We start from the raw sequence: 12,524 nt of genomic DNA, 5'->3' as shown, positions 1-12,524 counted from the left end.
ACAGGAAGATAGCAGTTCAGTCCAAGGCTAGATGATGAGACGAACCGCCGACAGTTTGAGGTACATAGGTGTTTGTACCATGAAAAGCCTTACCAAAAGGGCGATCGGGCGCTTAAGTGACACAAATTGATAAAAAAACTGTGCGATTTCTTTACACTCCGTTACAAAATCGTGAGTGAATGCTCATTGAATATAAATTCAACTTAATCAATATTTTGGGATTGTTCTGATTAAGGGAATTTATAGAAAGGGGAGAGGATGGTTGAATCTTTGCGAATGTTTTGCATCGCCCCCTAAATCCCCCAATTTTGGGGGACTTTGAGAAGAGTTAGTTTTTTCGGAATTAAGGGCGGGGGACAACCTTAGCCCTATGCGTCGTAGAAAACGCTTTTGAACATGGCTACCATGACGATCGCTGCCTCTACTCAGTTCTGTCCCTCAGCGAGGTCTGTATCGCCTGTATTTAGCCTGTAATTAGGAAGTCTGCATCTGAGGCTGATCGCACAGGCTAAAAACTTGGCGTGTTTGGGATCTTGTAGGGAAATCAATGGATAAATTAACATCCACGCAGTTTGGAAAGGCATCCAGTAGCTCAAAGGGCTGATCTCTTGTTTTTTGCGTTAATCGAAATTTGCGCTTGCTCAATACTTCCTTATACTCGACCAGGATTTCCTGCGAGACGACCCACTCAAACTCACGCTGTTAACAATGAACTGAATTGTCAGTTCTGGATCTCGATCGCGCAAAACAGCAGAAACAAGAACGTTTGTGTCAATGACACCTCTCATTCGCCTCTGCGATCGCCCGATAGGATTTTTCACGATTCGGAGATTGGGACGATCGCTGCCGTGTTCATTTCCTAGATAAGGGATGCATCAGTTTCCACTGATTCTGTCAGGGCTTACATTATGGTTGCAGCTCGATACATTACGATTGCGACTGCTTACATTAAGATTGTGGCCCAATGCAAAGAGAATGCAAGCCGTGACATTGTGAATGGATTGCGATCGCCTCTTGTAGAGCAGGAGAAAGATTCATAGAACAGCGTCAGAGCAAAATAGTTCTATTACATCATTGGGTCGATCGCGCAAAACAGCAGTGATGAGAATGTTTGTGTCGATAACAACTCTCATTCACCTCCAATCGCCTAATAGGATTTCTCACCGTTTACACCAAAGATTGGGACGATCGCTACTGTGGTCATAATCCTTGCTTGAAATCGTTTGGCTTAAATTATAGCTCTACTCAAATTCATGCCAGGTTGTTGAAATAGGCGATCAAGACCTCAATCTTTTTCGCCAACGTTCAGCTAACGGTGCAGTTGTGCGGCGGCAGACAAGCTTGAATACTCATCAATAACCTCTGTACCGTCCGCACTAACGAAGTGTTGGACTACTGCCGGCACAAATCTAGAGAAATTAGAAGCTTTCCAGAATCTTCACCGCCAGTTTCAACACTAAAACCCAGTTTCCGCAGGTGAGACAGGATTATTTTCAGAAGTTGATCTCTAGATGCCTTGCTAAGCAAGGGGTATAGATAATGATTACTAATAGCGATTAAGTCAACGCGTCTCATGAGTGAGAATTGGTTAAGACAAGCGCAGCTTCCGAAAGCCTTGCATGGAAGTACTTTCTAGTATTCCATTCTTTATCAATCTCAATCTGCGGAATGCCGGTTGAAAAGCTCGTGAGGTAGAATAGACAGCTATCTTAATACCAGGTTAACTCTCAAGCCATCTTGTGAGACAATATAGTATAAATGAACTAACCCGAGATTGATAAGGTGCTAAATCGGCAAAAAGCTTTACTGATGATACTTCAGCAAATTGGGGGGACAGCCTCTAGTGTGCAAATGATGAAGTGGGCTTTTTTGTTGTCTTGTGAAACACCGTCTCATGGAGGCAAAACATTTTATCAATTTATTCCATATCGATACGGTCCCTATTCTTTTACTCTCAATCAGGAAACTGATTCACTCATTCGCAATGGTTTCTTAGAAAAAGGGACTGATAATCGTTGGAGACTTACTCCTTTAGGAGAAAGCCTAGATGTGACATTGCCTAGTGATGTTAGTAAAGATATTTGTCAAATTATTGCAACCTACGGAAAGCTATCTGGGCAGAAGTTAATAAATTTAATTTATGACAAATACTCTTGGTTCACGATCAATAGTGAGCTTCCCGGTAGAAGAAAAGAAAAACGCCCAGTTGCAAAGAGATGTATTTATACTGCTGGCTATGAAGGGAAAACCGTTGATGAGTTCCTGAACCTCCTTATGGAGTCCGGCATATCTCGGTTAATTGACGTGCGACACAATCCTATCTCGCGTCGGTATGGCTTCCATAAGAGTACTCTGTCTCGCTTATGTAGTTCCCTCAATATAGACTATCAACACTTTCCTGGCTTGGGAATACCGGGTTCAGAACGTGAATGTATAGGTTCTGAGAATCAATACATAACGTTGTTTGAGAATTACCGTTTGAATCTTTCTTCCTGTGAAAAGGATCTAGCTAATGTAATTAGGATGTTGCAATCGGAGCCTAGCGTCTTAGTTTGTATGGAAGCCAATCCAAATTGCTGTCATCGTAATGTTTTAGCTCAACATTTGGCAATTTCAATTGATATGTCAATTAAACACTTGGGATATTCAACATGAGTAACCAAGCAATCAGAACCAAAGTTTTTATAAATGTAATGACCTACCCACATCCATCTAGGGGTTATCAAGAGCTTGTTTGTACGGCTGGTATAACTGAGCAGGGTGAGTGGGTAAGGCTTTATCCAATCGATTACCGATATAGACCAAGAAACCAACAATTCCGAAAATATCAATGGATAGAAGTTGATTTATTCCCATATGGAGCTGGTAATGATCGAAGGAAGGAAAGCAGAAAACCAATTTTAGATACGCTCCGCGTTTTAGGAGAACCACTTTCCACGAAAAACGGATGGAGAGAACGTCGTCAGATTATTGATCCAGTTCCAGTTTACACAGTAAAGCAATTACGAGAGTTGCATGAATCCGAGCGCGTATCGCTTGGTATTGTTCAGCCTACAAAAGTACTTGATTTGAAGATAGAATCCGCTGATCCCGAATGGAAACCAGAATGGCAGTCACTGTTTGATCAATTGACTCTTTTTGGACCTGTTCAGAAGCCTCTTCGCAAGATACCCTACAAGTTTAGTTACGTCTTCGAATGCAACGATAGCAGCAGACCTCATAACGCTATGATTGAGGACTGGGAACTAGGGGTACTTTGGCTAAATGAAGTGGCTCGTTTAGGTGATGAAGAGCAAGCAGCTTTGAGCGTTCGTCGCAAATTCCTTGATGAACTATGTAACGAAACTAAAGATACCCGTTTCTTCATGGGTACAGTGTTTCCGTATAACACATGGGTTGTACTCGGTGTCTTTTGGCCACCTAAACCAAAAACTCCTCAGCCTGATGTAATTCAAGGAACTTTGTTCTAAAGAATGGGAAATTGAATTACCTTAAAATTTTAACTCTGCACCAACGTTTCCTGAGGGGTGTCTCAACCGGGAACTTAAGCAGCCCAACGGCTAGCATCACCGGCGGCAAGTAAGTATTAAAGCGAAGACAGAGGTTTTTAATTCGTCCGGTACATGCAATGGTTAGCCTGCCGCAAAAAGGTTAAAGAAACTCGAAACAAATGCAATTATAAGACCGATTGTAACCACTAAAAATAGCTTGCTACTTTGCTCTAAGAACAGATGAAGAATCTCAACATGGGGTCTTCCTGGAAGATTTAGTTGTGAACGAATATAGTCAAGCCAATCAGCTAAATCCTTATTTTGACGCGCTCCGACTTTAAAAATTTGAGAAAATCCGAAACTCAAAACGGCAGGCAGCAGGAGAGCGTATCTGAGATGAGGATTCTTTGGTGCGTGATCAAAGTAATACACAAGGATTGCACCTGTAATTGCGTAAAACCAAGTTATCACTTGCCACGTTGTGTTTACATAAAACTTGAATAAGTCAGTAAAAACGTTGTACTGCCTCCATAGCAGATTGTCTTCTTCTAAATTTTCTGATTTTTTAGCCCAGGAATTTTCTAGGTCAGGTCTATTCACAGTAAACTAATCCAAAAACTAATCCAAAACGCATCTATGTTTGTTTAGATATTACCCATTCCTGATGCCGAGTTTTTCGTTGGAATTAATCCAGTTATAATAAAACCTAATGTGATGAGGACTGTTGCTGAAAATAACAGCCACATATAGACCTGTGCCAAAGTAGACCAATTTGACCAACTTCCCTTGAAGCCAAATACTCCTAGAATTATTGCAGCAACACCATTACTAACAAATCCCATCTGAACTGTTGCTATAGCAGAGCCACCATTTCTAGCCTCTACTAGCCCATACCAATATGCCACGACAAGCGCAGCGTAGGCACTACCTAATAAGCGGTTAAATATTCCAGGTTCACAAAAAGGAATTCCCACCCAATCAAAAAAAGTCTTCGGAGCAAAAAGTAAAGGCAAGCACCAAAGTAACAAGGTTATAAAAATCTTTGCAGCGATAACATGCCAGAGCTTAATCATATTACAGAAATTTAGGGAAAAAATACTTCATTAAAATCAGGATGTGAAGGCTAACTATTCATAGACCGAATCTTTCAGCCTATCCATCTGGTTTCGAAGGATAGACTGAATCCTTCTATAGATCATTCTAATCAGGTAGATCGATAGAAATTTTCTGTATATTGGGCGATTTTGGCTGGATAGGAAGAATTCTTCCGTATATTTTCAGGTGTAGTATCTGTACATATTAGTATCATTTGCCGCAGGGTGTATCATCCTTACTGGCTCTTCTCATGCAGCAACCTCCTAAAAAGCTTCTGGATCAAGTGTGAGATGCAATCCGACTCAAACACTATGCCTCCCGCACCGAAGAAACTTCCCACTACGCTTGCATGCAGCGAATCCTTCCCTTATGCTGATCAACACTGGTTATTGAGTACCAGTAGACAAAGCTTAAGGTGAGGACGCTGATTAGGAGTGTTACGAGCACCACTAACCAGCTAACCTAACTTCCTGAGATGAGCAGGAGGCTAGGCTGTGATGATCTTACGATCGATCGCCTTGCTAATGCGAAATGAGTGGTTGGGAAAACCACGCCTTAGGCTTTTCTTCTCTACAAATCAACGCTTAGCGAGGCAAAAATATCATGTCTACAGAGTTCAGTGAACTGCTGCCGTTTTCCGATGGCGAGAAAGGGCAAATTTGGATCATTGGTTCACGAGAATGGGTGAATCACCGGATTAACGAGTTCTATGTAAAGCGGATTGCAACCGATCGCGTTCAATTCACGCCCATTATTCCGGCTCCGTTTGCGCCAGGGAAGTTTATGAGTGTGCTGGAGCAATAAGCGAGGCAAAAAAATCAGGAGTGGAACAATTCCACCCCTGATCGAAGGCTCAAACAAATTTGTCGATCGCCTGAAGCGTTACAGCTCTACTTTGACTCAGGCAGCATACATTTGTCGCTGTCACAGCCTGCCGGACCCGCTTCGCTCAGTTCTCCCGAATCGTAGCGGCTGAGGGCATAGTGGAAGTCATCAGTTTGACGACGTTCGACCACTTCACGGCTGAGGCGATCGTACTCTTCTTTTGTAATCGGCTCAAAGGGCAGACGCGGGAAGGTCTGGTGATCATCGAACCGTGCCAGCAGTGCAGCAGAGATATAGCCTTCGTTGTTCTGGATTGCGTCGTAGATTCGCTGTGCCAGTAGCTCAACTTCGGCTTCGCGGAGTTCGATCGTTGCAGACGTGTTGTGCGTCGTGTAGTGCCGCTGCACCTGCATATAAAAATCCATCTGCGCCAATGCGTTGAACTTAGAGATCTCGACGCGATCGGCTCCTGGAATATTTGCCCAGGGCACTTCGACCGGAATCTCGACCAGCCACTCGGTACAGCGCGGATCAAAAGCATCGTCTAGCAGCCGTCCCTGTTCGTCTTTGTCGGACTGAGAGGGAACAATCTTGTAGCCGTACTCCAGACAAGCAAGCGCGACCGGATCGTTTTTGCGGAACGTGATGCGGCGAATAAACCGCTGCGCTTTGGGCGGATGCCAGCCCGGACTTGCACTCGTCAGGAGCGACTTGGTTCCCGCAGGCTGAACCGTCGTACAGCGATTGGGACGCTGCAATTTGTGGCGATCGCAGTAATCCCACACCACGCGCTGCACCGTTTCCTTCCATCGCATCAGATATTCTTTTTCGCGCTGCTTGAACTGCAAACCCGTCATCGTATCAGGACGACCCTGCTCCCACCAGTGCAGCCACTCCACGCCAAATGCCTGCACAAAGAAGTCAAACAGCCCGGTGAACGAAACGCCCACAATTGGGTCGATCGATCGAGAGTAGCGATAGCGCGGCTCCTGGAACTGGTGATTCAGCAGGGCAGCAACCGAAAGGGCAGCAGCAGTAAAGGCAGCTTCCTGGTCTTCCAGATTGTTGGGATTGAGCTGATTGAGATGGACTTCCGCTAAGTTGCAGTGGAAATTTTCGCCCAGGATCTCACCACAGGGGTTTAGCCCATAGCGTCCTAGTCGATGCTGTATCTCCTCGTCAGCAATTCCTGGAACCTGCTGCTGAATCCAGGCAGCGCCATTACCCTGCACATAAGCCTGGAGGAATTCAGATTTTAATTCAGCCGTTTTTAGCAAATCGGCATTGCTGCGGGCGATCGCCTCTGGCGCAAACTGAATCGCTCCTTCTCCTGAATAGAACTGTTTACGAACGGCATCAGTGCATTCTTCCAGGGTTGGCTTGCGATGGAAGACGCGAGTGTGGTTTGCCATTCGCAGCACGTCACGTTCCGGGTCGATGCGCCAGTTCCCTTCCGCATCCTGCATCCAGAGGTTGTCTTTTGCAGTTGCGCCGAGCTGATCATCAGCATCAAACTGTCTCATCCCTGCACTGCGCCGAATGTTTCCGGCAACCACACAGGCAGCCGCTTCATCGATCAGCAAGCAGCACTCCACCGAAGTCAGCTTTCGTCCGCTCCCTCCATTCTGCGAAGCACTCGCCTTGTTCAAAATTGTCGCGCAGCGATCGTAAAGGGCAGGCAGACGAATTGGGTTTGCCATGCCGCCAAAGCCCTTGAGCCGTTCACCTGCGGGACGCACCTGGCTGAGATCGATCGTGACTTCTACAGTGTCAGTAAAGCGTTCATCTGTAGAGAGTTCCAGCAAAGTCTGGTAGGAATCGACCCATCCTTTACGGCTATCGCCCACGCGAATGAGCACCTGATTCCCGTTGATTTCAACCGTCGTTTCATCTTGTCGGGTTTCAGCGGAAGCCATCCCAACGTCGCCCTGCATTTTTACCGTGAGGCGATTGCGGATAGCAGGCAGCAGAGAAATGTATTTGGGTTCCAGCATTGCGCCTGTACCGCAGCCCATCATGGCGAGATCCATCATCAAGCCAAAGGCACGCCAATCCGTGACGTTTGTGCTGGTGCAGTTGTATGCGCCGGAGAAGTTTTCGGGCTTTTGAATCCAGCTCGTGCCGCCCACCCACAGCCAGCGACCGGAAGGTAAGCTTTTTAGCTCTTGCTGCATTCGCCGCAGCAGGTCGGCTTCTTCGGGAGTCAGGGTGCCCAGTTCAACAATGCCGCGCAGCGTTCGATCGCAAACCTCATCCCAGGATTCGCGCAGATTTGCCGTTTTCTCACCGCGACGGCTATAGGTGCGGAAAAACACTGGGTTGGCAGCAGGAGCCGCTTCAGGGAATGGTTGAACGGTGCGGTTGCGTTCGAGGTCTTGAACCATGGTGCGTCCTCGTTGGGATGACAGCAAGCGTAAATGACAGGTGATTAAAAAACGAAATCAGGCGGCAAGAAAACCCTATGGGTAGGGATGTCTGGCGTTAAGCAAAACTATCCTACTCTAGATCTAGAGATTTGACACCGATCGATCAAGAACCGATTGGAGAAAGCTTAAACGCTAATTCTGGGCAAAAATCGCAGTCCTTCTCCGCTTTATTGTGACAACTCTCCCAGGGGGGATGATCTGCCGCAAGGGACAGACTATGGGTTCGGAGAAAGTTTGAAAAGCCGTCGGGGGTTGAAACTGCAGATTGAAACTGCAAAACGCCTACGCCACATTTGCCCGTGCGCCACACTGAGCAGCATAAGCGATCGCCAATCCATCCGCACTGTCATCGGGGGAAGGCGGCTTGGGCAAGCCAAAAATGTGCATCACAGCCTGCTTAATATCGTTTTTGCTGGCTCCATACTGAGCAACGGCAGCTTTCACCTGGGACTGGTGTAGAAACGTGATCTCGCTCAATCCCCAGTCGCCTAACGCAAGTTCGATAACGCCCAACGCCCGCAGCACCTTTCCCGCATTAGTGTTATCGCGCCCAAAAAAGGGCATCTCGACCGCCGCAACATCGGGCTTCACCATGTCGCACAGAGCTTTAATATCGGTGTGAATCTGGCTGAGGCGATCATACATGGGCGATTTTGCCGGGGTTTTAATGACGCCGTATTCTAGTGCCTCACTGCCACGAATCACACCAAAGCCAATGGTCGCGATCGCAGGGTCGATGCCGAGAATCACGCAGTTGTTGAGATCGAGTGGGATAGTCATACGAGCAATTGTACTGCTCATCACGATGGTAATGAGTGATTTACTCGTTTAAGCCGCTTTTTTCGTCATTTTCTTCGTCACTACCGACTCGAAGCAAATCCGGCGATTTGGAAAGGCAGTAAAGGTCTTTCGATAGCGTGTAATCGGAGATCGACTGACCTCAAAGCCAGTAATTTTGTCAACGCTCATTGCGCGATCGAATGGAGTTAATTGATCACCTCTCCATAATGCAGCCCCCTAAATAAATAAGTAGAGTCGAGATCAGGCATTTTTTCGCCTTTCAATGGTAAATTAGACGGGATTGAAAAGCATTTAGATCGTGAGAATTATCATTCGGAGAGAGGTCTCGGAGCAAGGTTTAAAGAGTTTTAGTTCAATCAAAAATTCGGCAGAACTGGATGAGCTAAGCCTCCAATTGCTGCCGAAATTTGCAATCTTTTGTTTTTAATCGAGGATTGTCCTAAAATCCTCCAAACCCAAAAGGGGTTAGAGAATTATTCGTCAAGATAAATCTTTTCACCGTGTTCTTCGATATACATCGGCGGCTCGATCGCAAAGTTATCAATTCTGCCGGACTCGTCGATCACATAACCGTCGGTCGTGTGAAGGTCGTCTTCGCCACCTTCCTGCTTTGCAAACTCTTCGAGCTGGTGAATATTTTGCTCAACATCGACGTTGGAGGGAATCCGCGCTTCAGGGTCATTCACCGCGATCGACTGAGCGGTTTGAACGCCCCACTGGTCGCCAGGTGCGCCTCGACCGGGTTCTGCTTCTGCCGGATCACCCATGTTCGGATTTTGATTCGTTGTTTCTTCCATGACTTTTCTCCTTAAATTCAGCGCAGTATTGCTCTTTTTCTAGCAACCCGCTTTTACAACACTTCTTAGATAAGGGTGCTAATTTCGCTCGGCAATGTCCTTTTATCAGTCCTCAAAAGAGTACAGCGATCGTGAAATCGAGCGATTCTCCCGTTTGAGATAAATCCAATCGATCGTCTTCTCTCTCCCAGGTGGAATTTCATCCTGGCGTTTTACCCTGAATGAGGGTGTAACCGATTACGGCTCAAGAATTGTCGGGATTAGCACTGAATCGATCGCGTGAATCACTCCGTTATCGGTCAGAATATCCATTTGTATTACCTGAGCATCATTCACCTTAATGCAGTCTGCATTCTGCTCCACAATCACGATCGATCCTTCTGCCGTGGGTGCTTCGTGAATTTCTGCCAGATCATCCGATCGCACATCGCCAAACAAAACGTGATACAGCAAAACCTGCTTCAGCTTGTAGGTATCCTGCATCAAATCGTTCACAGTTTCTTCGGACAGCTTTGCAAAGGCTTCGTCAGTGGGAGCCAGAATCGTATAAGGTCCTTCTCCCTGGAACATTTGCTCAATATCAGCCGTTTTAAACGCATTCATGAGTTGGCTAAAAGAGCCAGCCTGCGCTGCGGTTTCAAGGATCGCGGTCATGGATTATTCTCCTGCTCAAAAGAGGGTCTCTTCCTAAGAGATAGATGGAATTAGGAAGCTCTACATCCTTCAAAGGGCAGTGTTGTGGGAGGAGAAAATATAGCCGGACCTAAACTACCCCCTACGACCCAAACGGCTTCGGCTCGATCGCCATCTTTTGCTCGATCGCCTTAAAAAACCGTTCTGCTAACACAGCATTTGCCTCATCGGTAACGCTGGTGGGACTGAGGAAAACCTGCCCGGGGGTGTTAGCGTAAAGTTGATGCAGGTCTAGCACAGTGGAGTTGGCAGTGCCTTTGGTGACCTGCTGAGCCGCAGCGACAAGTTTGGGGTAAGCCGTCTGGACTCGCTTCGCGTAGCTGTCGCCCAGTTCCGTCAGGATGGCTTTTTCTTCGGGCGTGAGGACGCTTTGCTGACGGGTGCTGATTTCGGGCTGGAGTCCGATCAGGAGCCGCTTTTTGCTGGCGGTGGTCCAGCGCACCATTTGCAAGAGATGATTTCGGTAGCGAGAAATTCGCTGATCCAGCTCGGTGGTATCGGTGGGCAGGCTAGCATCAATCGTCCCTGTTGCCGAGAGCAGATTAAGCGGAGCTGTAGGCGTTGTTGATTCTGAAGGCGATCGCAGCACAAATCGCTGTGTTCCCTGCACCAAATAAAGCTGATTCAACCAGCCCTGAACGGTTTCTTTCGCTTTTGCTCCTACTGGGTCACGATCGCCCTTCAGCAGGGCATCCAGCCCGGGAATGTCAACGCCTGCCTGAGCGCTGGGCAATAGCAGATCCTCGTAGCTGTTGAGGATAATGATCCAATCAGGATTGTAGTTCGCGACCTGCTGCATCAGCATCGACAGATCGTTGCCGGAGGCGTAGCCGGGAACCGCCGCATTAATCACGCGATACTGGCGTTCCTGAATCCGGGGAGGACGGGTAAGCACCTGCTCGACCTGATCAGCACGGTAAGGCAAAACCGTAGGCTGAAACTGGTTGGGTTTACCGCGCTGTGCCTTAACGCGATCGTTGAGCAGCGTTTCCAGCCGATGGGTAAAGGTTGCCTGATCGTTGGAGCTAAGCTGTCCAAATGCCATGCCGCCGCCCAGCACAAAGATTCGCATCTCGCCTTCTGGCTTCTGAAGCGGAACCGGATCGGGGTCACGAAATCCCTGAGCGTTAATCGTCCAAAAAGAAGTTTTTTGATTGGGCTGAAGCTGGTAGCTCATGAGCGGATTTCGCAGCGCACGCAGGTTTCCCTGATAGGGCAAATCCTCATAGGCTTGTCCACGCGGGTCAGCAAAGCCAAGCTGGTACGCCTGCACTTGCTTTGCCCAGGCGGATTCGTCGCCAAACCACCGCGTTGCACCACCCGTTGTCCCAACGATCGCCCGCATCAAAAACTCTAAGCCGATCGGCAAACTGAGAATCAGCAGCACATAGAGCCACCAGGGGCGAGACTGCGTTTTGCGTTTCCAGGGGCGATAACGAGGGGAACGGCGAAACATAGTAGCAATCCTCATTCACAACTGAACTGCATTGGTCTGTTTTTGGTCTGTTGGTTGAAGGGCGATCGATTCCAATCATTCAACCTCGATTCCGATCATTCAACCTTGCGATTGAGAACGCTGATATTGAATTCTCGGACAACTCCCTTCGGCAGCACCCAGACTAAATACAATCATTCGTCTTCGTCCTAATCTCACGAATTCTTTTCAACCCTGCTGGCAAACTGACTGAAACCTACTCCTCTAGCCCGAACCAGTAATCGATCGAGAATAGAACTCATATCGGCTAAAATTTGCGATCGACTTTCCTTGGTTACAACAGGAATATGCACAAACAAACAGTCGCAGGCTGAAGCTTGATCCCAATCATTCAAGGTGTAATCCAACATTGCATAATACAGGCTATTGCAGACATACCGCCCTGCATCTTGACTAATTTCTGTAATCAACAGCCCTTCCACCAAAGAATTGAGATCAATCAAAGTTTGATACGTCCTGCCCCGAACCGTCGCCTGCTGCTCTAAACTAATCCGCGATCGAGACTCCGCCAAGCCGCACAACACCAAAATTTTAGGCTGAAGCTGCTTGAGTTTAGCGATTGTGATTTCTTTCGCCACGGGCAAATTTACAGGTAACTGCCGCACCAGTGATACCGACTCAGGCAACCCCCGCTCCTGCAAACCCACCAGCACATCATCCGACGCATTCGATCGCTGATGCTTCCGCCAGGGCGCAAAAGAAGTCAAAATCAACGCAGTTTCCATCGCAATTCGCACCGCTTATTCAAAAATCACCAGAAGCTAGCCAAAGCGGATGTTTGAAAGAGTAATAATCCTGACTCAAACCACCTCCGTGACCCCAATCCTGGTGAAACCAAACCGCCCTCACGCTCAAAATCCCCCAGAACATCCTCAAACCCGCACAACAAATCCTACCTCAT

At 47.4% G+C, this 12,524-nt stretch carries 13 protein-coding genes; 4 read left to right on the top strand and 9 right to left on the bottom strand.

All coding sequences use genetic code 11. The features are described from left to right. Nucleotides 1-908: 908 nt before the first annotated feature. From NDI45_RS12665 to NDI45_RS12655, 3 genes are all read left to right on the top strand, one after another. Nucleotides 909-1,040 carry a hypothetical protein gene (locus NDI45_RS12665; RefSeq protein WP_348247536.1) on the top strand — a complete coding sequence of 44 codons (132 nt, stop codon included), beginning with the start codon at nt 909-911 and terminating at the stop codon, nt 1,038-1,040. Nucleotides 1,041-1,782: 742 nt separating this feature from the next. Next, complete coding sequence (locus tag NDI45_RS12660; RefSeq protein ID WP_348247535.1) at nt 1,783-2,655, top strand: DUF488 domain-containing protein; 873 nt, start codon at nt 1,783-1,785, stop codon at nt 2,653-2,655. Then, on the top strand, nt 2,652-3,470 hold the full coding sequence (locus NDI45_RS12655; protein WP_348247534.1) for a hypothetical protein: 819 nt from the start codon (nt 2,652-2,654) through the stop codon (nt 3,468-3,470). Before NDI45_RS12660 ends, NDI45_RS12655 begins: the two co-directional genes overlap by 4 nt. A gap of 162 nt (nt 3,471-3,632) precedes the next feature. Here NDI45_RS12655 and NDI45_RS12650 read toward each other — a convergent pair whose 3' ends face one another. Further along, entirely contained in the window at nt 3,633-4,091 is a 459-nt protein-coding gene (locus tag NDI45_RS12650; RefSeq protein ID WP_348247533.1) for a hypothetical protein, read from the bottom strand. Nucleotides 4,092-4,135: 44 nt separating this feature from the next. Further along, a complete protein-coding gene (locus NDI45_RS12645) occupies nt 4,136-4,564 on the bottom strand; it encodes a hypothetical protein (RefSeq protein ID WP_348247532.1) in 429 nt (142 codons plus the stop codon). A gap of 625 nt (nt 4,565-5,189) precedes the next feature. On the opposite strand from NDI45_RS12645, the gene NDI45_RS12640 reads away from it, so the two are divergent. Next, nucleotides 5,190-5,390 (top strand): hypothetical protein, encoded by a 201-nt coding sequence (locus tag NDI45_RS12640; RefSeq protein WP_190791673.1) that lies wholly within the window; start codon nt 5,190-5,192, stop codon nt 5,388-5,390. A gap of 86 nt (nt 5,391-5,476) precedes the next feature. Here NDI45_RS12640 and nrdJ read toward each other — a convergent pair whose 3' ends face one another. The 7 genes from nrdJ to NDI45_RS12605 all read right to left on the bottom strand — a co-directional run bounded on the left by nrdJ (nt 5,477) and on the right by NDI45_RS12605 (nt 12,348). Continuing rightward, the gene (nrdJ, locus tag NDI45_RS12635; protein ID WP_190791672.1) at nt 5,477-7,795 is read right to left on the bottom strand and encodes a ribonucleoside-triphosphate reductase, adenosylcobalamin-dependent; all 2,319 of its coding nucleotides are present in this window, start codon (nt 7,793-7,795) and stop codon (nt 5,477-5,479) included. Between the two features lie 324 nt (nt 7,796-8,119). After that, nucleotides 8,120-8,617, bottom strand: a complete 498-nt coding sequence (locus tag NDI45_RS12630; RefSeq protein ID WP_348247531.1) for a crossover junction endodeoxyribonuclease RuvC — start codon at nt 8,615-8,617, stop codon at nt 8,120-8,122. A 48-nt stretch (nt 8,618-8,665) separates the two neighbouring features. Continuing rightward, nucleotides 8,666-8,806: a hypothetical protein gene (locus NDI45_RS12625; RefSeq protein ID WP_348247530.1), complete on the bottom strand. Its 141-nt coding sequence runs from the start codon at nt 8,804-8,806 to the stop codon at nt 8,666-8,668. A 305-nt stretch (nt 8,807-9,111) separates the two neighbouring features. Continuing rightward, nucleotides 9,112-9,435 (bottom strand): hypothetical protein, encoded by a 324-nt coding sequence (locus tag NDI45_RS12620; protein ID WP_190791671.1) that lies wholly within the window; start codon nt 9,433-9,435, stop codon nt 9,112-9,114. A 237-nt stretch (nt 9,436-9,672) separates the two neighbouring features. Beyond that, a complete protein-coding gene (locus NDI45_RS12615) occupies nt 9,673-10,089 on the bottom strand; it encodes a fasciclin domain-containing protein (protein WP_190791670.1) in 417 nt (138 codons plus the stop codon). A 121-nt stretch (nt 10,090-10,210) separates the two neighbouring features. Beyond that, nucleotides 10,211-11,584: an SGNH/GDSL hydrolase family protein gene (locus tag NDI45_RS12610; protein WP_348247529.1), complete on the bottom strand. Its 1,374-nt coding sequence runs from the start codon at nt 11,582-11,584 to the stop codon at nt 10,211-10,213. Between the two features lie 194 nt (nt 11,585-11,778). Continuing rightward, complete coding sequence (locus tag NDI45_RS12605; RefSeq protein WP_190792835.1) at nt 11,779-12,348, bottom strand: peptidase C15; 570 nt, start codon at nt 12,346-12,348, stop codon at nt 11,779-11,781. Nucleotides 12,349-12,524: the final 176 nt, after the last annotated feature.

Origin of the sequence: Leptolyngbya sp. GB1-A1 (assembly GCF_039962475.1) — a bacterium.
Classification (GTDB): Bacteria; Cyanobacteriota; Cyanobacteriia; order Elainellales; family Elainellaceae; genus Leptolyngbya_A.
This window is presented reverse-complemented; position numbering and strand designations above follow the sequence as displayed.

Coding starts and splice junctions, on each gene's coding strand:
- NDI45_RS12665 (WP_348247536.1), top strand. CDS start 909: ATGGTTGCAGCTCGATACATTACGATTGCGACTGCTTACATTAAGATT.
- NDI45_RS12655 (WP_348247534.1), top strand. CDS start 2,652: ATGAGTAACCAAGCAATCAGAACCAAAGTTTTTATAAATGTAATGACC.
- NDI45_RS12645 (WP_348247532.1), bottom strand. CDS start 4,564: ATGATTAAGCTCTGGCATGTTATCGCTGCAAAGATTTTTATAACCTTG.
- NDI45_RS12640 (WP_190791673.1), top strand. CDS start 5,190: ATGTCTACAGAGTTCAGTGAACTGCTGCCGTTTTCCGATGGCGAGAAA.
- nrdJ (WP_190791672.1), bottom strand. CDS start 7,795: ATGGTTCAAGACCTCGAACGCAACCGCACCGTTCAACCATTCCCTGAA.
- NDI45_RS12630 (WP_348247531.1), bottom strand. CDS start 8,617: ATGACTATCCCACTCGATCTCAACAACTGCGTGATTCTCGGCATCGAC.
- NDI45_RS12625 (WP_348247530.1), bottom strand. CDS start 8,806: ATGAGCGTTGACAAAATTACTGGCTTTGAGGTCAGTCGATCTCCGATT.
- NDI45_RS12620 (WP_190791671.1), bottom strand. CDS start 9,435: ATGGAAGAAACAACGAATCAAAATCCGAACATGGGTGATCCGGCAGAA.
- NDI45_RS12615 (WP_190791670.1), bottom strand. CDS start 10,089: ATGACCGCGATCCTTGAAACCGCAGCGCAGGCTGGCTCTTTTAGCCAA.
- NDI45_RS12610 (WP_348247529.1), bottom strand. CDS start 11,584: ATGTTTCGCCGTTCCCCTCGTTATCGCCCCTGGAAACGCAAAACGCAG.
- NDI45_RS12605 (WP_190792835.1), bottom strand. CDS start 12,348: ATGGAAACTGCGTTGATTTTGACTTCTTTTGCGCCCTGGCGGAAGCAT.